Origin of the sequence: Undibacterium sp. Di27W (assembly GCF_049340345.1) — a bacterium.
Classification (GTDB): Bacteria; Pseudomonadota; Gammaproteobacteria; order Burkholderiales; family Burkholderiaceae_D; genus Undibacterium.
The window spans coordinates 607,800-631,012 of record NZ_JBMPOS010000002.1 but is presented as its reverse complement, the minus strand read 5'-3'; the positions used below and the strand labels follow the sequence as shown (position 1 = coordinate 631,012).

Here is a 23,213-nt window from a genome sequence, read left to right as displayed (position 1 = left end):
TGCCCGAATTTACCGTCGTATTATCAGATATGACAAACTTACCAGATTGATAAAGTAAAGCAAACAAAAAACATATTCTATCCCAGTACGCTGCAGCCACCATTCCAGATAAAAATCGCGCTGCGCGCCCGCACATCAAAGAATATAAGCTAAACCTCACTGATTCCCGTCATAACAATCAATTTGCAGACGATTTACCACGCTTTCACGGAAGAAACTATTTATTTCTACCAAAAACAACCGGGAAATGTTACGGTTTTATGAAGCTCAAGCAGCTTGGAAAAACAAAAAATTGGCACAATGGGGGGCTTGCGCGAGCAGATTGCAGACCAGGATCATGCATCGCCTGAGCTTCTTCCATATGCGTTCACCACAAACCAAATACAGAAAGGGAGCAAGCAAAATGAGAAAAAGCGCTTCGGTCAAGGGTCTGGTAATCAGTTTGTTGCTCAGTAGCACCCCGGCATGGGCCGAAATCACCCCTTGTGAAACCATCAAGGACAAGGTGGCTGCCAAGCTGGAACGCAAGGGGGTGAATAACTATAGCTTGCAAGTCGTTTCCAAAGACACGGAAACCAAGAACCGGGTAGTTGGTTATTGCGAAGGCGGCAAGAAAAAAATCATCTACAAGAAAGAAAAGGCGAGTAGTAAAGCTGAAGAATAAGTCCGGCCCCACATTCTTGCCCAAATAGCGGAGTTGTCTAGCCTCAGCTCCAGGTGTCTCCGCTGCCTACAATGCCCTCAGCATGTAATATGCGGGCCCCATATAAGTCGCCAGCTTTGCGACTTGCTCTGCATTCAGCGCCGTCTGCTCCTGGAAACCCAGTTTTCCCCAATACGACCGGGTATTTTGTACCGATACCAGACTGGCATATTGCCAGCCCTGGCATCTGGCATGAGCAAGAGCGCATTCCAGTATAGCGCGGGCCAAGCCCTTGCCCACCTGCTCGGGCGTGACTGCCATATCATGTAAATACAGCGCATTGGCGGGGGCTGCAACTTGAAAATCCTGGCCTAAAGCAGAAATTTTCCCTTTGACGGAGGGATAGGCAGCCAGATAAGCGACTATACGGTGATCTTGTTCTGCAACCCAGGCACAAGCAGGTGCAGCAGCCAGGCGACTGGCCAGCAATACCGGTGCCTCAAGCATTTCAGCCGGATAAGCCAGACTCTGTATCTGATAAACAGCAGCCAGATCTTTTGCCTGCATATTACGCAACAACACGGTCATTCATTTCCTGTCTTGCTGACTGTATTCTGTGGCTTCATTCTGCTATTTAGGTTTTTCAGCCTTGGCACTGGCACTGGTGCTGGCCTCTTCTTTGGCTGAAGCATCGGACTTTGCCAGTTCCGGTTTGACGATATCTATCTTGTTCTCACGCATATAGTCATTCATGTCTTTCCAGCCTGCATACACGGCTGCCCTGGATGCATCAGGGTTAAGGGCATAACAGTCTTCTATCGCCCGGCCAGCATGACGGCAGGCACTGCCAGTAGCACGGGCATCGGACTCGCGTATGGCGGCATCCCTGACCGGGTCAGGCAAACCGAGGCGGTCGCAAGCCGTCAGCGATGTCAGCATCAGCAAGAAAATTCCGGAAGACTTGGAAATTGACATCACAGCACCAAAAGAATTGAATGAAACAGCATGTAATTTTGCTTATGATAACCCAGTGTAAGCCAGTACAGAACTACCTGTTGCAGAGGACAGAGAGGGAAACACCCTTTAATTTTACGGGCAAGACGCTATTCCCGCGCAAAACCGGACGAAATCCAGTCAAAGGAATTATCATGTTGCGCTTATCCCTGGGCTGAAACCTGTTGTTGACGGCAAGAAAGCCATCAACATGTATGCCCCCGCAATCTGAAAGAAGCAAAGCCATGAAATTTGCCATCCACCGTGCCATCTTGCTCAGCAGCCTGGTGCTATGTACTGCCTGCAGTCCCAAATTTGACTGGCGCGACACGCGTGGCAGCGATGCACCTTATTCGATATTAATGCCAGGCAAGGCTTTGAGCGATAGCAAGGACTTGCAACTGGAGGGTATCCATTTAAAAATGAGTATGCAAGCGACGGAAGTTGGTGGCATCAGTTTTGCAGTGGGCAGCAGCAAGGTCGAAGACGCAGGACAGACCAGCCTGGTGATGGAAGCCATGAAAAAAGGCATGATCAGAAATGTCCAGGGGACACCGGAAACCACACGGTCCACAGGACCGGACATGCTGGAAGTACGTGGCAAATTACGCAACGGCCAACCCATCATGATGGTTGGCCGCTTCCTGGTACGCGGCCCCTGGGTCTATCAAATTGTCATGCTGGGGCAGGAAAAAGACATGAAACAGGATGTCATAGACACTTATATGACATCATTCAAATCCAACTGAAGCAACAATCTGAAACGACAAGCGGGCAATTTGGGATTATTATATTGGCGAGTGCAGCCAGCCTGGCGCTGCCAGCGCAGCACAGGTATTGGGCAGCTTTATCTTCACATGTCTTAGAAAAAGGAAAACGTCCATGCTGATCACGTTCAAATCCAAAGCTGCTACAGAAATCACCATGTATAAGGAACATGCGCGTCGCATCCTGGATCTGCTACACAAAGATGTAGAACGCGGCATCATTACGCCGCCGGAATTACCACAGGCAATACAAAAAATTGAAGCTGCTGTTGCCGAGAGCAAGGCCCATTCGATTTCTGAAGAAGTCAGCCGTGACGTCAATGCCCATCACAATGAAAATGGTGATGATAACGAGCATGAAACACCTGAGCCTGTGAGCTTTGCCACGCGCGCATTTCCTGTACTGGAAATGCTGCACGCCGCCAACAAGATGCAGCGCGAAGTGATGTGGGGCGTATAAAGCCATGACTTCCCACGTAGACAATACCAGGGAATTCGAACTCCAGAGCGCCGATGGCAAGGCGATTTTTGTGCGCGACTGGCCACTGGCAGAGAACAGCGATGGCCTGCCCCGGCAAGGGCTGGTCATCATGCATGGCCTGGGTGAGCATTGTGGTCGCTATGCCCATGTCGCCAGATTCTTTAATACCCTGGGTTTTGTCGTGCGTACTTACGATCACCGTGGCCATGGTCAGTCAGACGGTGGCAGCGGTGATGTGCCTGATTCCATGTGTATCCTGCGTGATGCCCAAATGGTCATCAGCGACTTTAGCCAGCAACTGGCTGGCCCACCTATATTACTGGGGCATAGCATGGGCGGCCTGTTCGCTGCCCGCTATGCTCTGGAACAACTGACGCCCCTGCGCGCCCTGATTTTGTCTTCTCCGGCACTGGCCATACGCATGTCCAGCCTGCAACATGGCTTGCTGAAAGTGGCTTCCAGCCTGATCCCCGGTGTCGGTTTGCCGAATGGCTTGCAAACCCGCTATTTATCCCATGATGGTGAAGTAGTACTCGCCTATCAAAATGACGCCCTGGTGCATAAGCGCCTGAGCGCACGCCTGCTGACCAGCATGTTGCAGTCCATGGAATATTGCCATGTTCACGCAGCTGAATTAAGCGTACCCTTACTGATGATGGTGGCAGAGGACGACCACCTGGTTGATCCTGCCGGTAGCCGGCGCTTTCTGGAAAAGCTGGACGAATCTCAGTTCAAAGAACATTTTTACGCTGATTTCTATCACGAGATATTTAATGAACTGGATGCCACCAGGGTATTCGACGACTTACGCACCTGGCTGGAAGCCCAGCAATTTACCCCTTTGGAACAGATACAACAAGCTGCTTGATCTGGTGGATTTTCTGATGTCGGTTCAGACCTTGGTGATATGAAGGTAGTGGTGTCTGGCTTACCATCGAACCACAGAAAGCGGATACAGGCGACAAGACTGTTACACTAGCGCCCTTTCGCCTTGATCTGTGTTGTCAATTGTATTGGCAAGATGTGCTGATCGGCTTACTTATGTTAAATTGCCACAAAGGCAATTTATTGCAATTTGTGAATTTATCCAATAAAAATATGCAAGATCAACCAAGAAAAACCCTGGGTCGCCCCGCCAAACCAGCCCGCAGTGCCAGCACGGGCAGCGTCAGCCCTGGCTTCAGCAAACCGCAGGTCGAGTTTGAAACCATAGAAGTCAAGGCAGATTCTCTGGCTTTCAGCCTGGTCGGGGCAGCGCAAGCCGTGGCCTATGTGCTGGAAGGTACAGCGCTGCCACAGGCATTGACCAGGGTATTTACGCAAACCAATGCATTGCCACAGGCCCGCGGCGCAATCCAGGATATTGCCTACCGCACCATGCGCCAGGTAGGCCGGGTAGATGCCTTGTTGAAGATCATGACTAACAAGACACCGGAACCGGCCTTGTTATATAGCCTGCTATGCTGCGCCCTGACTTTACTGGTTGGTAATGATGGTGATGATGAAAAGGCTTATGAGGAATTTGTGGTGGTGGACCAGGCAGTGACTGCGGCAACCTCCAGCCAGCATATGGTATTTGCCAAGGGCATGGTAAATGCCGTGCTGCGGCGCTATCTGCGGGAAAAAGATGAATTATTAAAGCTGGTCATGAAACAACCGGCTGCGGCCTGGAATTATCCACAATGGTGGGTAGATCAGTGCAAGGCAGCGTATCCACAAGACTGGCAAGCCATCTTGAGTTGTGGCAACCATGCTCCGCCTCTGACTTTGCGCGTCAATCAGCGTGCCAGCACGGTAGCTGATTATCTGGAATTACTGGCTAGCCAGCAAATTGGTGCCCGCCAGATAGGCCCGCTTGCCGTACGTCTGGACCGCCCCACGCCGGTGCTTAACATACCTGGTTTTGAAGCGGGCGTGGTGTCAGTACAGGACGCCGCGGCCCAGTTGGCCGCGCCTTTGCTGGATGTACAGGCAGGCATGCGTGTGCTGGATGCCTGCGCTGCCCCCGGCGGCAAGACTGGCCATTTGCTGGAACTGGCGGATATAGAACTGACCGCCGTCGACACTGACCCGGCCCGTATCCAGCGCATCCATGAAAACCTGGCGCGCCTGAAACTGTTTGCTACCATCAAGGAAGGTGATGCCTGTCGTAACAACTGGTGGGATAGCCAGCCGTATGACCGTATCCTGGCGGACGTGCCATGCACAGCTTCTGGTGTGGTCAGGCGTCATCCCGATAGCCGCTGGCTGCGCCGCAAAACCGATGCTGCCCAGCTGGCAGCCCTGTCAGCCCGTATCCTTGATAATCTGTGGCGCATGCTGAAACCGGGTGGCAAGATGCTGATGGTCACCTGCTCGATCTGGCCGCTGGAATCCGAAGCCCAGGCGGCGGCTTTTGCCACCCGCAATGGTGCTGAGCGCCTGGATGCGCCAGGCCAATTACTGCCAAGCATGGCAACTACGTCCGAAAGCAACAACGAACATGACGGTTTGTTCTATGCATTGTTTCAAAAACCACTGCAAAATTAACGAATGCCAACAAGTTCAAGCTATCATTAGCAGACTTTTGATTTCGTATTGATTGCATGTTCAGACGTTTCGCTTCCCTGCTGCGCCAGTTATCGCTGACTTTGATGTTGGCGCTGCTGGCAATGGCAGTAGCACCTGCGGCCCAGGCCGCCGATGTGGAAGTCAAAACCGCCAGGATAGAAACCAGCGATGAGGGATATCGCCTGGCTGCCACTTTTTCCCTGGAACTCAGCGACAGCTTGCGCAAGGCCATACGGGATGGCATACCGGTCTCGTTTACCACCGAAGTAGAGCTGACCCGTTCACGCTGGTACTGGGTCGACGAAAAGGTGGTGCGCAGCGAATACACTGTCAAGATTGCCTACAATGAATGGACGCAGCAATATAACGTCACGATTAATAGTGGCTTGCAGCAAAATTTTGCTTCCCTTGATAGCGCCCTGAATCTGGTCACACGGCCAAATCGCTGGCTGATCGCTGACAAATCCCAGCTATCCACCGGTGCCAACTATAACGCCTCAGTGCAATTACGCATGGGCCTGAGCAAGATCCCCATGCATTTGCAGATACCCAGCTTCAACGACAGTCACTGGAGTCAGAAAACCGAGTGGAAGCGTTTTTCCTTCAAGGCTGAAGACAAGTGACAAGATTTTTGCGGTATGCCCTGATTATCGGTGGTGCTCTGATGAGCATCCTGCTGTTTTTCCTGACCACGGTTTCCGAGAATTCTTCGCGCTTTGAGCGTTATTATGAATGGCTGCTGGATGCCAATGCCGTCGTCGCCCTGGCCCTGCTGATCCTGGTACTGACCCTGGTATTGCGACTATTCCGCCGTTTCCGGGCGCGTGAGTTTGGCTCGAAACTGATGACCAGGCTGGTGGTCTTGTTTGCCCTGGTAGGTATCTTGCCAGGCACGGTGATTTATGTGGTGTCGGTGCAATTCGTCTCGCGTTCCATCGAATCCTGGTTTGACGTCAAGGTGGAATCTGCCCTCGATTCTGGCAAAAACATGGGCCTGACTGCACTCGATTTCTTGCTGGCGGACTTGCAATCCAAAGCCAAGGACATGGCTTCGGAATTGTCTGACCCCTCTGAAAGCTCGATGTCCATCCACCTGTCACGCCTGCGTGAACGTATGCAGGTACAGGAAGCTACCATCGTCAACAGCAAGGGCCGCCTGATTGCTTCTGCCAATGAAAACGTCAACAGCCTGCTACCTGAGTTGCCGACACAGGAGATGCTCAGGCAAGTCAAATTATCGCGCTTTTATGCCGCCAGGGATGAAAAACTCGTGCCGACTCCAGGCAGTGATGACGACCCGGCCGCTGCTTCTGCCATTACAACAAGTACAGCAAGTACAGCCAATGCAGCTAGCAGCACCAGCGTAAGCACTGAAACCCGTGGCGCAACCCGCCCGGCACTGGCGCCAGAACCTGCCCGCATCCTGCGCTCCCGTGTGGTCGTGCCTTTACGCATGAGCACCGGCTGGATTTCCCTGCAAAACGAAGCCCTGTATCTGCAATTGATACAACCCGTCCCCATCAATCTGGCCATGCATGCCGAAGCCCTGAGCAATGCCTCGCGTGAATACCAGGTGCGCTCGATAGGCCGGGTCAACCTGAAAAAGATGTACATCATCACCCTGACGCTGACGCTCTTGCTTGCGATTGTCGCCGCCATCACCAGCGCCTTCCTGATTTCGGGTGAACTGGCCAGGCCACTGCTGCTACTGGCAGAAGGCACCAAGGCCGTGACCGAGGGTAATTTCTCACCCCGTCCTATCGTCACCAGCACGGATGAACTGGGCAGCCTGACCAAGTCCTTTAATACCATGACCAGGCAATTATTCGATGCCCGCGCTACGGTAGAAAAAAACCGCAATGAGCTGGAAAACGCCAAGGCTTATCTGGAATCCGTATTGGCAAATATGTCTGCCGGTGTGATGGTGCTGGATCAGAGTGGCAATCTGGTGACCTGCAATGAATCGGTAGAACGCATCCTGCAGCGCAGGCTGGAAAGCGAAATCAATAAACCGCTGGCCGATATTGATGGCATGCAGGCCTTTGCCTTTGCTATTTCCAAGGCTTTTTCTGAGCAGCATGCACAGTCAGCCGCCGGTGGCGAAAACGAACGCGAGCAACACTGGCAACAGCAAATCGAAGTACCACGCCCCGATAAAGGTAAAAAAGCGGCGTCACCAGCAGCGCCGGGTGAAGTGGTGGTAGCCGAAGATGAACAAAGCATTACCCTGCTGGCCCGTGGTTCACATTTGCCGGTAGCATCCGGCAGCGGCTATGTGGTGGTGTTCGATGACATCAGCAATATCATTTCTGCGCAGCGCTCCATCGCCTGGGGTGAAGTAGCACGCCGACTGGCACATGAAATCAAGAACCCACTGACTCCTATCCAATTGTCTGCCGAGCGCCTGCAAATGAAGTTGCAGGACAAGCTCAGCGAAACCGATGTCCTGATACTCAATAAGAGCACCACCACCATCGTCAACCAGGTGACATCAATGAAGCGCATGGTCGATGATTTCCGTGACTATGCACGGACACCACCAGCAGTTCTCATGCCTTTGAATCTGGCAGGTTTGATCGATGAAGTCTTGCACCTGTATATCGCTGGCGATGGCCGTGATGCCATCAAGCTGACCATGGCTGCTGATTTGCCCAAGGTCATGGGGGACGCTACCCAGATGCGGCAGGTAATTCACAATCTTTTACAAAATGCACAAGATGCGGTGGCCGACAATACCACTCCTGGTTTTGTACCGCGCATTGATGTCATTACTGATGTCGTGCGCTACACGGGAACTGACCAGATAGCTCACTCTGCAGTACGCCTGTCAATTATCGATAACGGCCCGGGATTTTCCAGCAAAATCCTGGCACGCGCATTTGAGCCCTATGCCACTTCCAAACCACGTGGTACCGGCCTGGGTCTGGCGATGGTGAAGAAAATCATCGATGAACATGGTGGCAGGATAGATATTCAAAATCGCAGCGATACAAACGGTGCAAAAGTAGCGATTTTGCTGTTAAAGTTAGCACCGGATACAAATACGGTGTAAGTTTGCCATATTTGCAGACGGGTATTAGTCTGATGTTCCCAACAGAGGAATGCAGATAAAAAAGCAGTAGGGGCGTTTTGAAATTTTTTATTCAGCAAATGCATATGGTTTTCAGCAGCTAGTCTGAAGAAGACGATAGGCCAGCGTGAACATCGAACGGTAAGAAGCACCCAAAAAAACATAGAGGCGGTAATAGGGTAGATTTATGGCAAACATATTGGTCGTAGATGATGAAATGGGTATCCGTGAATTGTTGTCTGAAATTCTCGGGGACGAAGGACATGTAGTTCAACTTGCTGAAAATGCACAGCAGGCACGTCTCGCCAGGCAAGAAGCCAGGCCAGACCTGGTCTTGCTTGACATCTGGATGCCTGATACAGACGGTGTCACCTTGTTAAAAGAATGGCAGCGGGACGGCTTGCTGACCATGCCCGTGATTATGATGTCAGGTCATGCCACGATAGATACAGCGGTCGAAGCGACCCGGATAGGTGCCTTGAATTTCCTGGAAAAACCCATCGCCCTGCAAAAACTGCTGAAAGCAGTACAGCAAGGCCTGACCCGCAGCACCGAGCCAGCAAAACCTGCTGCGCCAGCCTTGCGCGTGATCAGCAATGACAACCCTGCCAGCGCCAATATCTCCGGCAATTTTGGCAGTGCTGCACCAGCCTATGAAGCCAGGCATTTTTCTGCTGCCCAGCCGGTTGCTGCTGCACCCAATAATCAATTCGCCAGCCTGTCATTTGACTTGCCCCTGCGCGAAGCCAGGGATGCTTTCGAACGCATCTACTTTGAATACCACTTGAACCGCGAAGGCGGCAGCATGACCAGGGTGGCAGAAAAAACTGGCCTGGAACGCACACATCTGTATCGCAAACTCAAGCAATTGGGCGTCGAGTCCATGAAATACGCGAAACGTGGCGAGTAATCCTTAAGTATCAGTAGCAGAGTGAACATAGCCAAAGCGCAATTACACCTGATACACGGCGCGAGTTATACCCAAAGGGAGGCAGCAATCGCAGCCTCCCTTACCCGTTTACCTGGTCACAGCGCTGGTAACAGCGCTAACACCAACAAGAATGTCGTCATTCTCGAAGGCTTGCCAGATGGGCAAGATATCCTGCATCCCACCGACTTTTTACATATCAGTCGTATTGCCCCTGGTTGCTTTTGTTGTATAGGCAACCTCAGCCTGCGCGTCACCCTGAACCGCGCACTCCGGCAAAAACCAGCTAATATATACCTAGGCATTGCCAGCGATGCCCATCTGGATAAACTCCTGCTGACACTCCAGGACCCCACCTACACTAACTTGCTTGAGCTTAATAGTACAAGTGTCCTGAGTTATTAATTCGCTGAATAAATCCGGCGAGAATCAATGCGATACAGCGTCGCAAATGCGCGCAAGGCACCAGCCTTGCTGTGCTTTGCTCCTTGTCTCGCACCGATTTCGCCAAATTTATTTTTCAGCGAACCAATAATTCAAGACACTAGCTTGTGAACCAATGTTAAGTCGCTAAAGTAGCGACGTTGCCATGCCGTAATACTTCATAGCAGCACGGAATAGCCCTATGTACTAAGTGTTACGAGAGTAAGAGCCCCCAAATAAGCGCAGTGCAGTAGCTTGAACTGGAGCAATTGCTTGAAATTCGCTGTATGCAACATCATGTAAGCACCATGAACGGACAACCAGAGGAAGTATTCCTCCCGCCAGAAAGGATGCATAAAATGAACATCATCTATAACAGCGATCAATATAGCGTCATAGAATATGGCGCAGATACCGACCATGAAGCCCTGCGCTTTGGCGGTTATGAAATCACTGACAAGGCAGTACGTCGTGAATGGTTTATTGGCGGCCCCCTGGCAATCAATTTCCGTAAAGACGTAACTGACCTCATCGCCAGCGAACCCAGCATAGAAGAAATCGATGATTTCCTTGGCCAGTTTGATGGCTATATGGGTCAAAGCGTTTTATTGCATTAATCTGCAGGCAACAGGTATAGGCATCACCAACAGACTATGAAAGCGGCGCGAAGCCAGGTAAGGACGATGACTGTCGTCTGTACTGCTTCGCGTCTGTCCACATACGTGCGGCACAAATCCCCCACCATCAGGCACTGGCCAGTATCAATATGCGGCCATCTATACAGAACATCATCTGGTTTTGATATCCTGAAAAGGGTGCAGTGATATCTTCAGCGTATCATTGCCATACTTTTATCCGGCACTTACCCCCTTTTCAGGTTCAAGATCATGAGTACTCAATTGCACGACTTTATCCGTGGCCTGCCCAAGGCAGAATTACATTTGCATATAGAAGGTTCACTGGAGCCAGAGCTGATGTTTGCGCTCGCCCAAAAAAACGGTGTGCAATTACCCTATGCCAGCGTGGAAGAAGTACGCGCAGCCTATGACTTTGCCGATTTGCAGTCTTTCCTGGACCTGTATTATGCCGGGGCTGCGGTGCTGCAAACCGAACAGGACTTTTTTGACCTCACGCATGCCTATATAGAACGCGCCCTGGCCGACAATGTGCGCCATGTGGAATTGTTCTTTGATCCGCAAACCCATACTGCGCGCGGGATACATATCACGACGGTGTTCTCCGGCATCGCCCGCGCCTTGCGTGAGGCACGTGCCAAACACGGTTTTTCTGGCGCCATGATCTTGTGCTTCCTGCGTCACCTCAGTGAAGAAGATGCGATTGCCACGCTGGAAGCAGCCCTGCCCTTGCGCGATGAGTATGCTGACCTGTGGACGGGCGTGGGCCTGGATTCTGCCGAAGTGGGCAACCCGCCAGAAAAATTCGCCCATGTCTTCACGATTGCGCAAGCCATGGGTTTTCGCCTGGTCGCGCATGCTGGTGAAGAAGGCCCGCCAGCCTATATCCATAGCGCCCTGGATGTCTTGCAAGTCGAACGCATAGATCATGGCGTGCGCGCAGAAGAAGATCCAGCCCTGATGGCCAGATTGCAGCAAAGCCGCATGCCGCTGACCGTATGCCCGCTATCGAATCTGAAGCTGTGCGTGGTCAAGGATATGCGCGAGCATAATCTGGCGCGCATGTTGCGGGCAGGTTTGTGCGTGACCATCAACTCAGATGACCCGGCTTATTTTGGTGGCTATATGAATGCGAATTACATCGCCACCGCCGATGCGCTGGAGCTGGGCAAGGAAGAATTAGTACAGCTGGCACGCAATGCCTTTGAGGCATCTTTTGTCACGCCTGAACAAAAGCAGATCTGGCTGGATGAGCTGGAAGCATACGCAAAGCAAAACTGAGTGCCATCAAACATAGGGCATTCCTGTCACGGTAGAAGCCGGGGCAGGAATGCCAAGCAAGCCTCGCTTTAATTCACATCCATCAATGCCTGGGCATCTGCCCCTGCCGCAATGCGCATGGGGCTGGATGCATCGGTCGCGGCATACCATACTGCCTCTACCACATCGCTCGCATGGGTCAGCAGCGACGGTGATTCTGCCCATCCGGCAAACACGGCCTGCGCCAGCTCGGCATAAGCGGGTGGGATACTTGTCTGCATGCGTGGCCTGGCATTGTCACCAAAGCGCGTCTCTGGCGCACGCCCTGGCAGCACCAGTTTCACACTCACATTGAATTGCTGTAGTTCCAGCGCCAGCGATTCAGTAAAGGCATTCACTGCTGCCTTGCTGGCGGTATACACAGCCAGCAGAGGCAAGGCTTTCAGGGTCACGCTGGACGTGACGTTGATGATGACGCCCTGCTTGCGCAGCCTGAACTGCGGCAGCATGGCTTGTGTCATGGCGATGGTTCCCAGAGTATTGGTCTCGAAGACTGCACGCGCCGTTGTCATCTCTGTCCCTTCCAGCGCCCCCAGCATGCCTATGCCAGCATTATTGACCAGCACGTCAATATCTCCTGCCGCAGCAACTGCTGCGCGTATGCTGTCTGCATTGCTGACATCCAGGGCCAGTACACGCAAGTGTTCTGAGCGTAGCAGCAGGTCTTCACGCGGTGTACGCATGGTGGCGATGACTTTCCAGCCGCGCTCAAGAAAGTATTGTGCCGTGACAAGGCCGAAACCGGATGAGCATCCAGTGATGAGTACAGTTTTCATGATGATACCCGAAAGTGGTTTTTGAAAATCAGACTATAATCAGCTTTGATCGGACTATCCATAATCAATAGTCCATCTCTCATTAGCATTAGTCCAGGAATTTCATGAACACAGATCCTCTTGCCGAAGTAGTCAGCCTGCTCCAGCCGCAGGCCAGGTATTCAAAAATCGTCAAGGCTGCAGGCTCCTGGCGGGTGCGCCGCAATGAATCGGGGCAAAGCTTTTACTGCCTTATGCTTGAAGGTAGCAGCTATTTGACAGCGGCAGGGCAGGCCCCTGTGCTGCTGCAACAGGGTGACTTTGTACTCATTCCCGCCACCCAGGGCTTTAGCATGTCCAGCATGGAAGCACTGGCCGAGGAAGATGCCGATACCGAACCAGTCGCCTTGCTGCATGGTGAATTCAGGCTGGGCAGGCAAAGCGGGCCGCCTGAGGTGATACTGCTGGTAGGGCATTGCAGCTTTGCTGCGCCAGACGCTGCCTTGCTGGTATCGTTGCTGCCGCAACTAGTGCATATACGTGGTGAACACAGATTGAGCGCGCTGGTGCAGTTGATCAGCGAAGAATCGCGAGCACAAAGGCCAGCGCGGGAAGTCATACTCGCGCATCTGCTGGAAGTATTGCTTATCGAAGCCCTGCGCTCAACGGCAGGGAGTAATGCATCGCCTGGCCTGTTACGCGGACTGGCAGACGAAAGACTGGCGATCGCGCTGCGCTCCATGCATGAAAATATCCAGCAGCCCTGGACGGTGGCGCAACTGGCCAGGCAGGCGGCCCTGTCACGTTCGACTTTTTTCGAGCGCTTCAGCCGCACTGTGGGTATCACTCCTATGGAATACCTGCAAACCTGGCGCATGGCAAAGGCCAAGAAAATGCTGGCGCAGCAAGAAGCCAGTATCACGGAAATTGCAGAGCATGTGGGTTATGGCTCCGCCAGCGCATTCAGTGTGGCCTTCACCCGCCATGTTGGTATGCCGCCTACGCATTTCGCCAGGGAGGCGATGAAAACAGCTGGCTGAAGCCGCCTTGCAAGCGTAGGCTCAGATCACATTCTTTTCCAGCAAAGGCTGGTTCAATAACACGCGTTGCGCAGACAGGGGAGACAGGTCCAGACTGCTGTAAGCACCATCCACCAGTAACTCGGCAATACCACGCCCGGTAGCGGGTGCGTGTTGCATGCCATGGCCACTGAAACCATTCGCCAGTATCAGGTTGGCTAATTGCGGATGCGCACCGATGACTGCATTCTGGTCAAACACATGGTATTCATAATAACCAGCCCAGGCTCTTTGCATGCGCAGGGCTTCAAAAGCGGGAACGCGATTCGCCATGATTTGCCAGACAGTATCGAACTGCTCGTAGTCTGCTTCCAGCGGTGCATCATCGGGATCATCTTCTGGTGGTAAGCCACATATCCACTGCTGGCCTTCTGGCCGCAACCATAAGCCGGATGGATCAATGATGAGCGGGCAGGCCGGCGTCTGCGCCGGGCTGGATACCACAAACACCGTGCGCTTGCGGCCAACCACAGGCAAATCAAAACCTGTTCCCGCCAATAAAGGCCGCGCCCAGGCACCGGCTGCATTGACGGCGACATCACATTTGATGACAGAACCATCCTGCAAACGTACGCCAGTTACCCTGCCATGCTCCTGCTCAAAGCCTTGCGCATCCGCTTGCAGATAACTGACACCCAGACTGCGTGCCTTGCGGCGAAAGGCCATCAGCAAGGCATAACCATCAAACCAGCCTTCACCACTGAGCCCCAGCGAACCCAGTGCCAGGTCATCGACATTCAGCCAGGGGAATTTTTGCTTCAGCGTAGCTTGATCAAGCAGTGCGACATCAACATTTTCATGTTTTTGTATCTCATGATTTTCACGCAAAGTGGCAGCACCAGCATCGCTGGCAAGATATAGGTAGCCATGTTCGCTGAGACCCAGTTCCGGCAACTCGCCGTCAACTGCTAGGTGCTGATGCAGGTCACGCAGGAAGGCGATGCCAAATTGCGACATCTGTATATTCAGTGGCGTACTGAATTGCTGGCGTATGGAACTGGCAGACAAGGCAGATGAAGCCTGAGTATAAGTGGGGTCGCGTTCGAGCACCGTGACCCTGCCCTGGAAGCGCGGATGCACGGCCAGAAAATAAGCTACTGCACTGCCTATGACGCCACCGCCTACGATCACGATATGCCTGTTATCCATGGTTATCCTCAGAATCTCAATCCAAACCTGCGCCGGTAATCCTTGGGCGTCACTTGCGCCCATTGCTTGAAGATTTTACTGAAGCTGGAGACATCTTCATAACCACAGCGCGCCGTAATATCTTCCAGTGACAGACGCGTGGTTTCCAGCAAGGCCTTGGCGCGCTCTACTCTTAATTGTTGCACATAGTGGATAGGGCTGAGTTTCATGGATTCCTGGAAACGCCTGAGCAAAGTCCGCTGGCTGACATTGCAATAGCTGGCCAGGTCAGCCATGGCCCATTGTTGATCAAGACGCTTGTTCAGCCAGCGCCTTGCACGTTCTATGACTGCATGACCCTGATCCTGCATGATGGCCTTGGCGACATAGGGTGCCTGGCTATTTCTATTGGCATCGACCACCAGTATCTTAGCCGTCATCTGACGCAATTCTTCCCCAGCAAAATGGGCCACCAGCCATAGCGAGAGATCGATATACGAAGTCACGCCGCCGGATGACACCAGTTGACCATCCTGCACAATCAGCTCTTCTGCTTCCAGTAACACCTGCGGGAAATTCTTGCGGAAATAAGCACTGAGCCACCAGCTGGTCGTGGCACGACGACCATCAAGCTTGCCGGTACGTGCCAGTAAGCTGGTGCTGGAACAACTGGAGATCAGCAGACTATCCTGCTGCAAGCAAGTTTCCATCAAGGTTTGCTCCGGTGCCAGTGCATCGAGCAAGCCGTCGAGCTGACTGCTGTCCCTGTGATCTATGCCCGGCACCATGAGTGCATCGAGCTGTTGTTGATGAATTTGTGCGTATACATCTCGCGCCTGAAAATGCAGGCCATCTACTTCTTGCAAGATATCGCCACGAGCACTGACCCAAAAGGCCTCAAATTGCACAGGCTGAGCACTCGCAGGCCGTATGCCTGCCAGGGTATTGGCAATAGTAAATACATCCAGCGGCATGACTGCCCCGCTGCGCAGGCAGCCGGGGTAGACTAGCACGCCTATGCGGATAATTTTATCGCGTATCGTCATCTGGCTAATTCACCCATTTTTTTGTCGATTCAGCCAATGGTACTTCTTTTCTGCAGACGGCACAATGAAGTCCCTTACCAGCAATCACAGGAGTGTGGCATGCCCTACGTTCAAATTAATACGATAAAAGGAATGTTAAACATGGATCAAAAACAGCGTTTGCTGGAAAAAATTGCGGATGTCATGGTGGAAATTGAAGGCGGCGGCAATCCGGAATTCAAGAAATCTGTCTGGATCAATATCCAGGAGAGCGAGGCGGAAAGCTGGTCCATAAGTGGCTTGCGCCCGTCAAGCCAGCAAATCATGCAATTTGCAGCCAGCAGAAACGCGCAGACCGGCGGGCAATCTACTGAGTTTGCAGCATGATGAACTATCCTGCCCTCTCCAGTTTTGCGCTTGCCTTGTTGGCGCTCTTTCTTAAAAGCAGCTTGCTGAGTGGCATACAGATCATCAGCCGGCTGCGCAGCCGCCGCTTTATCTTGCCGGAAGATGCAGGCATGATAGGCGTGCGCCAGGCAGAGACAGAGACTGACATAGTGCAGCGCTGCTCCCTCATCTGGCGCAATGATGTAGAAAACCTGCCACTCTTCCTGGCCCTGGCACTGACTTACACCCTGCTGGGAGGCGAAAAATCCAGCGCCAACTGGTTGTTTGGCAGCTATGTACTGCTGCGTTACTTGCACACCATCGTTTATCTGCGCGGCCTGCAACCCTGGCGTGCCATCATGTATTTGGCTGGTATGGCGGTGTGCTGGATGATCGCTGTCGGAATCTTTCAGCATCTACCTCTTTAATAGTGAGTAGTGAGGCCGACGTCTAAAAAAACGTCGGCCAGCGACTTCTTAATGAGTGCTCGCGTGTGCTGCCAGCACAGCTCTCAAGGCAGCTTCCAGACTGGTGCTGCCGCGACGGATTTCCAGCTCGCCATCAAAGATGATGTGGCCGCTATTGAAGCCATCAAACATTTCACAAAAAGCGTCAGCACTGGTCGCGGGGAAACCCTTGCCAAGGAAGATATCCCGCCATTGTTCACGCGGTACGGCAATAGCCTCAACTGAACGCCCCAGTAGATGCGCCAGGGCGGTGGCGGCGTCGGCAGGCGATACATCTACCGGGCCATGCAGGGCGATCAGGCGATTGCTGGCTGGATTGTCCATCAACAAGGCTGCCGCCGTTGCACCTATGTCTCTGGCAGATACCATGGGCAAAGCCTTGTCAACAGGCAGGAACATGGATGGCAAGATGCCCTGGCCAGCGACTGGCTGCATGGACCAGGCCCAGTTCTCCATAAAATTGGCAGCACGCAATATAGTGCGTATGCCCTTGAAGCCAGCCAGTTGCTGCTCAAAATCATGGGTAGTCAGGATATTGCCCGTGCCTTGCCCATGCTGGGCACCGACTGAAGACAAGGCGACGATGTGTGGCAAACCCGCGTCATTCGCTGCAGCCACCAGCTTGCCATGCACCTGGCGGGCTACAGCAAACATGTCATCCACCATGTAATTGGGCGGGTTCAGCAAATACGCTGCCTGCGCACCACGCAAGGCGGCTGTCAGCGCGGGCAAGTCGTGTACGTCAGCGCAGACGACTTCTGCACCTTTGGCGCGCCAGGCGGCTGCCTCGGCATCGTCACGCCTGACTATCATTCTGACTGCCTGCCCGGCATCGAGCAAAGTCTGACTCACAATACGGCCAGTTTGGCCAAAAGCGCCTGTTATTGCATACATGGTGTTCTCCTTGGGTGTGGATGAGTTGCGATGGAAAGCAGTATGCAGTCAGGCTTGCATTCAGGGAATGCATGTACGAGAATGATTAACATGCAAAAAGTGGATACTAAAAATCTTCCTCTTCACGATCAGCGCGACTTGAACCAGTTGCATTTCTTGCGTGCCTTGCTGGAGCAAGCCAGCGTCACGCGGGCAGGTGAGCAACTGGGGATGAGCCAGCCAGCCGCATCACGTGCCACGGCCAGGCTGCGCTCGCAATTCGATGATCCTTTGCTCGTACGCAGTGGCCGCGGCTATTTGCTGACGCCGATGGCGATACAGCTCTTGCCGCAGTTACGGGATATCCTGGGCAGGACAGATGCCCTGTTCGAGCAAGTGCAGTTTAATCCTGCCAGTGCCAGACGCACTTTCCAGATGGCGACTACCGACTATGGCATGAGCGCCATTTTGCTGGGCTTGATCCCTCACCTCCAGCAACAGGGGCCGCAACTGTCATTGCGTGTCGATGCCTGGGGTAGCCAGACACTGGAAAGAATGGAAAGAGGCGAACTGGATGCCGCCCTCTACGTAGGCAGCGACTTGCCGCCAGATTTCCACAGACGCAAGCTGTTTACGGACGGCTATGCGCTGGTGTGCGCAGCGAACCACCCTTTGCTGCAACATGCCAGCTTGCCTGCAAGGGCGCTGCTGGAGCAGGCCACCAGCTACCCGCAGTTTGCCGCCCGCTATCCCTTGCGACATGGCTATGCCACCGATGATGTTTATACCGAGCTTGGCCTGGCCAGGCCTTTCATCACGCTGGAGGCACCGTACTTCTATGTGGGCAATTTCGCGGCAGAATATGGCAATGTGGTGGCCGTAGTCCCTGAACGGGCTGCCCGCGCCTGGCAAGCCAATCACGCGATCAGTGTCATCTCGCTGGATATCGCAGAACTAGCTTTTGACTATTGCCTGATCTGGCATGAAAGCCGCCACCGTGACCCGGCCATGAAATGGTTTCGTGAACTGCTGGTGAGTAAGTGCCAGTAAAAGGCAGTATGCTGATAAAAAATCAAAGGAGATCAAATGGCATTCATAGGTCCAGACGTCAAACTCAACAAGCCTGCGTACATCCATGACACGGCGCAACTGTATGGCAAGATCAGCGTGGGGCAAAATGCCTCGATCTGGATGAATGTCGTGGCGCGGTCAGAACACAAGGAAATCATCATTGGCGCCTATACCAATATCCAGGATTTCGTCATGCTGCATATCGGTGACCAGACGCCTACCATCATAGGCAGCCATTGCTCCATCACCCACCACTGCACCATCCATGGCTGCACTATAGGCGACAACTGCCTGATAGGTATCAATTCCACCATCATGGATGGCTGCGTGATAGGCAATAACTGCATTATCGCCGGGCATACTTTCCTGAAAGAAGGCACGGTGATCCCAGACAATTCCATCGTCATGGGCACACCGGGCAAAGTTATACGCACACAAAACAATTATGTGCGCAACCGCCTGAATGCCTATATGTATTACAAGAATGGTCTGGCGTATGCCCGTGGTGAATACCGGGAATGGGCCAGGGAAGAATTTCCTACAGAAATCATGGCAGAAATTGCCATACTGAATGCCCAGCTTGCCTCTGGGGAATGACAATTTAGGTTAAAAATGCAGCACAAGTTCAGCCATGCGCAGAATGGGATTGACATGCCCACGGCAAATATACAAACTGAAAGCCTAGTTGCAATTGGCGCATTCCGAGGCGCAACCGCAGTTTGAACCGAAAGGGAAGCCGTGGCGAATACCCTGAGCAAATTCTTCAACCGCCTGTTCGGTGCTGAGCAAAGCCTGCCTGTCAGCGACCAAGCCAAATCAGCATCTGCACTGGCGCCGGTCCCCTTGCCTGACATCGTGACAGCACCAAAAGTGCCTGAACCAGTCGCCGTTGCGAGGCCAACGCCCGTTGCTGCAGCACCCCAGGTGCCGCCTGCCGTTGTCGTTACGCCAGACGCGCCAGCAAGTATTGCCGCAGAAGCAGAAAAACTCAGTGCATGGAAACCGGCACTCCCGGTCGAAAGCCTGTTCTTCGACTGGATCATGGGTTACCCAGGTGAGGGCAGCAGCCTCATAGATAATGAACAGCATGCCTTGCAAGCCCTTTATAAACTGCTGGCTTCTGACCTCAATGATGCTGTCATCGTGCCGCGCGTGCCCAGTGTCATTCCGCAGTTGCTCAACAGCTTGCGCAGCAAGACCATTTCTGCCGGAGAATTGTCCAACCAGATCGTCAAGGATGTGGTGCTGGTGGGTGAGGTCATCAATACTGTCAATAGCGCCCTGTACAACCCGGCGGATCGCATCAATAGCCTGGAAAAAGCGGTCATGGTGCTAGGTGAAGAAGGTTTACGCCTGGTGATTTCCAAGGTTGCCTTCCGTCCCATCATCAACCTCAATGCAGGCAAGTTCACCCGCCGTGCAGCCCCGCATATCTGGGCACAGTCAGAAAAATGCGCAGTCGCCTGCCATACCCTGGCGCGTGACATGGACCCTTTCCATGCCTTCCTGACAGGCTTGATGAAAAATGTCGGTCTCATTATTGCCTTCCGCCTGCTGGACCAGGTTTGCGTGCAAGGCAAGTTCAAGTATTCACCGGCTTTCCAGCCCATCTTTTCATCGGTCGCGGCGACCCTGTCTTACCGCGTCGCCCAGCGCTGGGAATTCCCTGCACACGTCATCCTGGCTTTGCAACAGCAGACAGGTGGCAGCAAGGCCATAGAATGGAGCCCGCTGGGCCGTTTGCTGCACACGGCAGACCTGATTGCCAAGACCCGTTTGCTGGTCAATCATGCGCAATTGAATAGTGCCGACAAAAAACTCAGGGTAGGCTTAAGCGCGGATGAAATCCACTGCCTGGATCATTTAAATGAAATCCAGTTATATGACACCACAGGAGTACAGCAACATCCGGAAGCGGAAGCGCAAACTCCGGCAAGGAGTGTGGGACAATAGGGCTTACGGCAAATATTGCCCAATCCACTAAAGAAAACCCACCATGAACATCCCCGGACTTGGACCAGTAGAAAAAGATGAAGAAAACGGCTGGTACATCAGCCAGCCCATACTCATCCCCACCTTGCAAGAACAGGAATATGAATTTCTGCTGGAAGGCTATGATGAAGCCGACGATGCAAGCAAGACAGACTTTCACACTGCCATTGCCAACTTCATCAAGCTTGATCCTGCCGTCCTGAAAAAGGCCGAGGCTGATATCTATGCCTATTATCAGGACATAGCCAACTACCGCAAATCTGAAAAACTCGATGTGGTGCAGATAGCCCAGCCAGCGGATGTCTGGCAGCACATACAGTATGGCTATGAAGCCCTGGTCAGCCAGCGTACGACCGGTGACAAGACTGTTTATGTTTCAGTTGAATGTGATTGCGACTGGGATGAAGAAAATGGCTTGCAACTGGTTTTCCGCCATGGTGCAGAAATCAGCAAGCTGGGCCCTTTTGACGACTACCTCAGCAATGCCGATGCCTTTGGCGAAGCCAGTCTTGATAAAGTGGTATATCAAAGCCGGGGTTGATGACGGTCATGGAAATCAAGCCCAGAAATGGAGATACACCCATAAGCTGGGCTGACTTTAACGAAGCCGATAGGCTGTCCCAATTGATCTGGGATGGTTTGTCGGAAACGGATGGTGCATGGCATTACATGAATTTCAGCAAAGACATGTCGATCTGGGAATCTAGCCTGGATGGCAGTTCCATCACCATGATTTACCAGGATGAGCACCTGACGCAGTTGCTGGTGACACCTGGTATTGCTTACGACTACCTGCTACCACTCATACAAAAATTTCAGCTCACTGCGACTCCATAAACAATGGTTTCAAGTTTCTGTCAAAGGCAATACGACTGTGAAAGTAGAGCCTTCGTCGATAGCGCTTTCCACCCGGACAAATCCACCATGTGATTCTGCCAGTTGTCGCGTGATATACAAGCCCAGGCCCAGGCCGCCAGAAGAATCTGCATTTAATACGCGTTCAAACGGCGCAAAAATACGTTGCAGGTTTTCATCAGAAATACCTATGCCTCTGTCCTGCACCCGGATATGCACGCTATCTGCCTTCACTACACTAGACACGGTAATCGGTTTTTGGGCACCATAGCGTAAAGCATTGGTCAGCAAATTGATCAGCATTTGCTCTATGCGGAATTGATCCCACATGCCGGTCACAGGCTCTATCGCTTCCAGTTCTATCCTGCTGCCACTGGACACTGCCTGGGCACTCAGGTCATTGACGACACGCTGCAGCAAGGAAGTAAGCTCGGTAGCTTGACGGCGTATGGATAACTGGCCGCTCCTGATACGTGATACATCCAGCATGTCATCAATCAGGCGCACCATGCTCTCAATCTGGCGGCGATCACGCTCCACCATTTTGCGCATATTAGTCTCATTAAAAAAGTCCGTGTTACTACGATCCAGTTGCAGCGTGCGTAACTGTGTTTCCAAAAACAGGGTATTCAAGGGCGTGCGTAACTCATGGGCAACCATGGACATGAAGTCATCGCGCATGCGCACGGCACGCTGTAATTCTTCCTGCGCAAAATGCAGGTCTTTCAAGAGTACTTCCTGTTGCGCCCGGCTGATTTCCAGCGCCAGTACTTGCCTGCGGCTTTCATTGCGCTGCTGATACAGGGCGACAAACACATTCACCTTGCTTTGCACGGCATGGATATCCAGAGGCTTGTGCAGAAAATCCACCGCACCGGTTTCATAACCCTTGAATGCGTAATTGAGTTCCTTGCCCGCAGCGCTGACAAAGACGATAGGGATATGCCGCGTCTTTTCTGTGCTGCGCATCATCTCGGCCAGCTCAAAACCATTCATGTCCGGCATTTGCACATCCAGTATGGCCAGGGCAAATTCATGCTCCAGCAATAATGCCAGCGCCTGGTCACCGGACGCGGCCTGGAAAATCTGCCGTTCCTCATGGCGTATGATGGCCTCAAGCGCTTGCAGGTTTTCTGGCTTGTCATCAACGATCAAAAGTTTTGTGATGTTATTCGTGCTCATACTGTGGTTTTCAATCTTAATAACAACTGATGAATCTCATGCAAGGGCAGTATCAAGTCAGGCTGCATTTGCGCTATAGCGGCATTCGGCATGATGGCGACTTGCGCCTCGCCTGGGTCCTGGACTACCGTTAATCCCCCATGTTGAGCAATACAAGTTAAACCATAAGCCCCATCCTGGTTTGCGCCTGTCAACAAAATGCCAACCAGGTCTTTAGCAAACACATGGGCGGCAGATTCCATCAAGACATCAATTGATGGGCGTGAAAAAAATACTGGCGCTTCACAACTCAAGGAAAAACTATAATCTGCTTCTACTGACAAGTGATACCCGGCACCGGCAAAATAAATAGTGCCTGCGCTGATGACCTCCTTATCGCGCGCTTCCCTGACCGACAAATTAACATAATGAGCAAACAATTCAACCAGTTTGCTTTCCCGGTTTTCTGGCAAATGTAGCAAGACAATAATGGGTAAGCCATAATCTGCTGGCAAACCCACCAATATCTCTTGCAATGCACTGATACCCCCAGCCGAGGCCCCTATCACTATCGCTTTTTTTATGTTTGCACTGGGCATGGTCTTGGTCA

Annotated in this window: 27 protein-coding genes; 19 read left to right on the top strand and 8 right to left on the bottom strand. The window is 52.6% G+C overall.

Going from position 1 to position 23,213, the window contains the following annotated elements; translation table 11 throughout:
* The first annotated feature begins 403 nt into the window (after nucleotides 1–403).
* On the top strand, nucleotides 404–664 hold the full coding sequence (locus tag ACO0LF_RS07510) for a DUF1161 domain-containing protein (protein ID WP_423013423.1): 261 nt from the start codon (nucleotides 404–406) through the stop codon (nucleotides 662–664).
* A gap of 66 nt (nucleotides 665–730) precedes the next feature.
* On the opposite strand, the gene ACO0LF_RS07505 is transcribed toward ACO0LF_RS07510, so the two are convergent.
* Nucleotides 731–1,231 (bottom strand): GNAT family N-acetyltransferase, encoded by a 501-nt coding sequence (locus tag ACO0LF_RS07505; protein ID WP_423013421.1) that lies wholly within the window; start codon nucleotides 1,229–1,231, stop codon nucleotides 731–733.
* 42 nt (nucleotides 1,232–1,273) lie between these two features.
* A complete protein-coding gene (locus ACO0LF_RS07500) occupies nucleotides 1,274–1,618 on the bottom strand; it encodes a hypothetical protein (RefSeq protein ID WP_423013419.1) in 345 nt (114 codons plus the stop codon).
* 263 nt (nucleotides 1,619–1,881) lie between these two features.
* On the opposite strand from ACO0LF_RS07500, the gene ACO0LF_RS07495 reads away from it, so the two are divergent.
* From ACO0LF_RS07495 to ACO0LF_RS07450, 10 genes are all read left to right on the top strand, one after another.
* On the top strand, nucleotides 1,882–2,385 hold the full coding sequence (locus ACO0LF_RS07495; protein ID WP_423013417.1) for a hypothetical protein: 504 nt from the start codon (nucleotides 1,882–1,884) through the stop codon (nucleotides 2,383–2,385).
* Between the two features lie 133 nt (nucleotides 2,386–2,518).
* The gene (locus ACO0LF_RS07490; RefSeq protein ID WP_423008121.1) at nucleotides 2,519–2,863 is read left to right on the top strand and encodes a DUF1840 domain-containing protein; all 345 of its coding nucleotides are present in this window, start codon (nucleotides 2,519–2,521) and stop codon (nucleotides 2,861–2,863) included.
* A gap of 4 nt (nucleotides 2,864–2,867) precedes the next feature.
* A complete protein-coding gene (locus tag ACO0LF_RS07485; RefSeq protein ID WP_423013415.1) occupies nucleotides 2,868–3,752 on the top strand; it encodes a lysophospholipase in 885 nt (294 codons plus the stop codon).
* A gap of 230 nt (nucleotides 3,753–3,982) precedes the next feature.
* Nucleotides 3,983–5,413: a 16S rRNA (cytosine(967)-C(5))-methyltransferase RsmB gene (gene rsmB, locus ACO0LF_RS07480; protein WP_423013413.1), complete on the top strand. Its 1,431-nt coding sequence runs from the start codon at nucleotides 3,983–3,985 to the stop codon at nucleotides 5,411–5,413.
* A gap of 56 nt (nucleotides 5,414–5,469) precedes the next feature.
* The gene (locus tag ACO0LF_RS07475) at nucleotides 5,470–6,057 is read left to right on the top strand and encodes a DUF4390 domain-containing protein (RefSeq protein ID WP_423013411.1); all 588 of its coding nucleotides are present in this window, start codon (nucleotides 5,470–5,472) and stop codon (nucleotides 6,055–6,057) included.
* Nucleotides 6,054–8,486 carry an ATP-binding protein gene (locus ACO0LF_RS07470; RefSeq protein ID WP_423013409.1) on the top strand — a complete coding sequence of 811 codons (2,433 nt, stop codon included), beginning with the start codon at nucleotides 6,054–6,056 and terminating at the stop codon, nucleotides 8,484–8,486. The genes ACO0LF_RS07475 and ACO0LF_RS07470 overlap by 4 nt, the downstream gene beginning before the upstream one ends.
* A gap of 205 nt (nucleotides 8,487–8,691) precedes the next feature.
* A complete protein-coding gene (locus tag ACO0LF_RS07465; RefSeq protein ID WP_423008111.1) occupies nucleotides 8,692–9,414 on the top strand; it encodes a response regulator in 723 nt (240 codons plus the stop codon).
* Nucleotides 9,415–9,435: 21 nt separating this feature from the next.
* The gene (locus tag ACO0LF_RS07460; RefSeq protein WP_423013407.1) at nucleotides 9,436–9,837 is read left to right on the top strand and encodes a GTPase; all 402 of its coding nucleotides are present in this window, start codon (nucleotides 9,436–9,438) and stop codon (nucleotides 9,835–9,837) included.
* Nucleotides 9,838–10,214: 377 nt separating this feature from the next.
* Nucleotides 10,215–10,472 (top strand): BTH_I0359 family protein, encoded by a 258-nt coding sequence (locus ACO0LF_RS07455; protein WP_110255008.1) that lies wholly within the window; start codon nucleotides 10,215–10,217, stop codon nucleotides 10,470–10,472.
* 270 nt (nucleotides 10,473–10,742) lie between these two features.
* The gene (locus ACO0LF_RS07450) at nucleotides 10,743–11,771 is read left to right on the top strand and encodes an adenosine deaminase (RefSeq protein WP_423013405.1); all 1,029 of its coding nucleotides are present in this window, start codon (nucleotides 10,743–10,745) and stop codon (nucleotides 11,769–11,771) included.
* A gap of 68 nt (nucleotides 11,772–11,839) precedes the next feature.
* Here ACO0LF_RS07450 and ACO0LF_RS07445 read toward each other — a convergent pair whose 3' ends face one another.
* Complete coding sequence (locus ACO0LF_RS07445) at nucleotides 11,840–12,586, bottom strand: SDR family oxidoreductase (protein WP_423013403.1); 747 nt, start codon at nucleotides 12,584–12,586, stop codon at nucleotides 11,840–11,842.
* A 104-nt stretch (nucleotides 12,587–12,690) separates the two neighbouring features.
* Here ACO0LF_RS07445 and ACO0LF_RS07440 point away from each other — a divergent pair, with 104 nt between their 5' ends.
* A complete protein-coding gene (locus ACO0LF_RS07440) occupies nucleotides 12,691–13,605 on the top strand; it encodes an AraC family transcriptional regulator (protein WP_423013401.1) in 915 nt (304 codons plus the stop codon).
* Nucleotides 13,606–13,626: 21 nt separating this feature from the next.
* Here ACO0LF_RS07440 and ACO0LF_RS07435 read toward each other — a convergent pair whose 3' ends face one another.
* On the bottom strand, nucleotides 13,627–14,793 hold the full coding sequence (locus tag ACO0LF_RS07435) for an NAD(P)/FAD-dependent oxidoreductase (RefSeq protein WP_423013399.1): 1,167 nt from the start codon (nucleotides 14,791–14,793) through the stop codon (nucleotides 13,627–13,629).
* Nucleotides 14,794–14,801: 8 nt separating this feature from the next.
* Nucleotides 14,802–15,818 (bottom strand): GlxA family transcriptional regulator, encoded by a 1,017-nt coding sequence (locus ACO0LF_RS07430; protein ID WP_423013397.1) that lies wholly within the window; start codon nucleotides 15,816–15,818, stop codon nucleotides 14,802–14,804.
* A gap of 36 nt (nucleotides 15,819–15,854) precedes the next feature.
* Here ACO0LF_RS07430 and ACO0LF_RS07425 point away from each other — a divergent pair, with 36 nt between their 5' ends.
* Complete coding sequence (locus ACO0LF_RS07425) at nucleotides 15,855–16,184, top strand: tautomerase family protein (protein ID WP_423013490.1); 330 nt, start codon at nucleotides 15,855–15,857, stop codon at nucleotides 16,182–16,184.
* On the top strand, nucleotides 16,181–16,612 hold the full coding sequence (locus ACO0LF_RS07420; RefSeq protein ID WP_423013395.1) for an MAPEG family protein: 432 nt from the start codon (nucleotides 16,181–16,183) through the stop codon (nucleotides 16,610–16,612). Before ACO0LF_RS07425 ends, ACO0LF_RS07420 begins: the two co-directional genes overlap by 4 nt.
* Before the next feature lie 48 nt (nucleotides 16,613–16,660).
* Here ACO0LF_RS07420 and ACO0LF_RS07415 read toward each other — a convergent pair whose 3' ends face one another.
* Entirely contained in the window at nucleotides 16,661–17,545 is an 885-nt protein-coding gene (locus ACO0LF_RS07415; RefSeq protein ID WP_423013393.1) for an NmrA family NAD(P)-binding protein, read from the bottom strand.
* Nucleotides 17,546–17,635: 90 nt separating this feature from the next.
* On the opposite strand from ACO0LF_RS07415, the gene ACO0LF_RS07410 reads away from it, so the two are divergent.
* The 5 genes from ACO0LF_RS07410 (at nucleotide 17,636) to ACO0LF_RS07390 (ending at nucleotide 21,424) form a co-directional block, all read left to right on the top strand.
* The gene (locus tag ACO0LF_RS07410; protein WP_423013391.1) at nucleotides 17,636–18,574 is read left to right on the top strand and encodes a LysR family transcriptional regulator; all 939 of its coding nucleotides are present in this window, start codon (nucleotides 17,636–17,638) and stop codon (nucleotides 18,572–18,574) included.
* A gap of 36 nt (nucleotides 18,575–18,610) precedes the next feature.
* The gene (locus ACO0LF_RS07405; protein WP_423013389.1) at nucleotides 18,611–19,192 is read left to right on the top strand and encodes a gamma carbonic anhydrase family protein; all 582 of its coding nucleotides are present in this window, start codon (nucleotides 18,611–18,613) and stop codon (nucleotides 19,190–19,192) included.
* Nucleotides 19,193–19,333: 141 nt separating this feature from the next.
* Nucleotides 19,334–20,548 (top strand): HDOD domain-containing protein, encoded by a 1,215-nt coding sequence (locus ACO0LF_RS07400; RefSeq protein ID WP_423013387.1) that lies wholly within the window; start codon nucleotides 19,334–19,336, stop codon nucleotides 20,546–20,548.
* A gap of 43 nt (nucleotides 20,549–20,591) precedes the next feature.
* Nucleotides 20,592–21,128, top strand: a complete 537-nt coding sequence (locus tag ACO0LF_RS07395; RefSeq protein WP_423013385.1) for a DUF6985 domain-containing protein — start codon at nucleotides 20,592–20,594, stop codon at nucleotides 21,126–21,128.
* Nucleotides 21,129–21,136: 8 nt separating this feature from the next.
* Nucleotides 21,137–21,424: a hypothetical protein gene (locus ACO0LF_RS07390; RefSeq protein ID WP_423013383.1), complete on the top strand. Its 288-nt coding sequence runs from the start codon at nucleotides 21,137–21,139 to the stop codon at nucleotides 21,422–21,424.
* A 9-nt stretch (nucleotides 21,425–21,433) separates the two neighbouring features.
* Here ACO0LF_RS07390 and ACO0LF_RS07385 read toward each other — a convergent pair whose 3' ends face one another.
* A complete protein-coding gene (locus tag ACO0LF_RS07385) occupies nucleotides 21,434–22,624 on the bottom strand; it encodes a hybrid sensor histidine kinase/response regulator (protein ID WP_423013381.1) in 1,191 nt (396 codons plus the stop codon).
* Nucleotides 22,621–23,202 carry a chemotaxis protein CheB gene (locus ACO0LF_RS07380; protein ID WP_423013379.1) on the bottom strand — a complete coding sequence of 194 codons (582 nt, stop codon included), beginning with the start codon at nucleotides 23,200–23,202 and terminating at the stop codon, nucleotides 22,621–22,623. The genes ACO0LF_RS07385 and ACO0LF_RS07380 overlap by 4 nt, the downstream gene beginning before the upstream one ends.
* Nucleotides 23,203–23,213: the final 11 nt, after the last annotated feature.

What these genes read in the sequence shown, in the direction of transcription:
- ACO0LF_RS07510 (WP_423013423.1), top strand. Translation starts at nt 404, where the DNA reads ATGAGAAAAAGCGCTTCGGTCAAGGGTCTGGTAATCAGTTTGTTGCTC.
- ACO0LF_RS07505 (WP_423013421.1), bottom strand. Translation starts at nt 1,231, where the DNA reads ATGACCGTGTTGTTGCGTAATATGCAGGCAAAAGATCTGGCTGCTGTT.
- ACO0LF_RS07500 (WP_423013419.1), bottom strand. Translation starts at nt 1,618, where the DNA reads ATGTCAATTTCCAAGTCTTCCGGAATTTTCTTGCTGATGCTGACATCG.
- ACO0LF_RS07495 (WP_423013417.1), top strand. Translation starts at nt 1,882, where the DNA reads ATGAAATTTGCCATCCACCGTGCCATCTTGCTCAGCAGCCTGGTGCTA.
- ACO0LF_RS07490 (WP_423008121.1), top strand. Translation starts at nt 2,519, where the DNA reads ATGCTGATCACGTTCAAATCCAAAGCTGCTACAGAAATCACCATGTAT.
- ACO0LF_RS07485 (WP_423013415.1), top strand. Translation starts at nt 2,868, where the DNA reads ATGACTTCCCACGTAGACAATACCAGGGAATTCGAACTCCAGAGCGCC.
- rsmB (WP_423013413.1), top strand. Translation starts at nt 3,983, where the DNA reads ATGCAAGATCAACCAAGAAAAACCCTGGGTCGCCCCGCCAAACCAGCC.
- ACO0LF_RS07475 (WP_423013411.1), top strand. Translation starts at nt 5,470, where the DNA reads ATGTTCAGACGTTTCGCTTCCCTGCTGCGCCAGTTATCGCTGACTTTG.
- ACO0LF_RS07465 (WP_423008111.1), top strand. Translation starts at nt 8,692, where the DNA reads ATGGCAAACATATTGGTCGTAGATGATGAAATGGGTATCCGTGAATTG.
- ACO0LF_RS07455 (WP_110255008.1), top strand. Translation starts at nt 10,215, where the DNA reads ATGAACATCATCTATAACAGCGATCAATATAGCGTCATAGAATATGGC.
- ACO0LF_RS07450 (WP_423013405.1), top strand. Translation starts at nt 10,743, where the DNA reads ATGAGTACTCAATTGCACGACTTTATCCGTGGCCTGCCCAAGGCAGAA.
- ACO0LF_RS07445 (WP_423013403.1), bottom strand. Translation starts at nt 12,586, where the DNA reads ATGAAAACTGTACTCATCACTGGATGCTCATCCGGTTTCGGCCTTGTC.
- ACO0LF_RS07440 (WP_423013401.1), top strand. Translation starts at nt 12,691, where the DNA reads ATGAACACAGATCCTCTTGCCGAAGTAGTCAGCCTGCTCCAGCCGCAG.
- ACO0LF_RS07435 (WP_423013399.1), bottom strand. Translation starts at nt 14,793, where the DNA reads ATGGATAACAGGCATATCGTGATCGTAGGCGGTGGCGTCATAGGCAGT.
- ACO0LF_RS07430 (WP_423013397.1), bottom strand. Translation starts at nt 15,818, where the DNA reads ATGACGATACGCGATAAAATTATCCGCATAGGCGTGCTAGTCTACCCC.
- ACO0LF_RS07425 (WP_423013490.1), top strand. Translation starts at nt 15,855, where the DNA reads ATGGTACTTCTTTTCTGCAGACGGCACAATGAAGTCCCTTACCAGCAA.
- ACO0LF_RS07420 (WP_423013395.1), top strand. Translation starts at nt 16,181, where the DNA reads ATGATGAACTATCCTGCCCTCTCCAGTTTTGCGCTTGCCTTGTTGGCG.
- ACO0LF_RS07415 (WP_423013393.1), bottom strand. Translation starts at nt 17,545, where the DNA reads ATGTATGCAATAACAGGCGCTTTTGGCCAAACTGGCCGTATTGTGAGT.
- ACO0LF_RS07410 (WP_423013391.1), top strand. Translation starts at nt 17,636, where the DNA reads ATGCAAAAAGTGGATACTAAAAATCTTCCTCTTCACGATCAGCGCGAC.
- ACO0LF_RS07405 (WP_423013389.1), top strand. Translation starts at nt 18,611, where the DNA reads ATGGCATTCATAGGTCCAGACGTCAAACTCAACAAGCCTGCGTACATC.
- ACO0LF_RS07395 (WP_423013385.1), top strand. Translation starts at nt 20,592, where the DNA reads ATGAACATCCCCGGACTTGGACCAGTAGAAAAAGATGAAGAAAACGGC.
- ACO0LF_RS07390 (WP_423013383.1), top strand. Translation starts at nt 21,137, where the DNA reads ATGGAAATCAAGCCCAGAAATGGAGATACACCCATAAGCTGGGCTGAC.
- ACO0LF_RS07385 (WP_423013381.1), bottom strand. Translation starts at nt 22,624, where the DNA reads ATGAGCACGAATAACATCACAAAACTTTTGATCGTTGATGACAAGCCA.
- ACO0LF_RS07380 (WP_423013379.1), bottom strand. Translation starts at nt 23,202, where the DNA reads ATGCCCAGTGCAAACATAAAAAAAGCGATAGTGATAGGGGCCTCGGCT.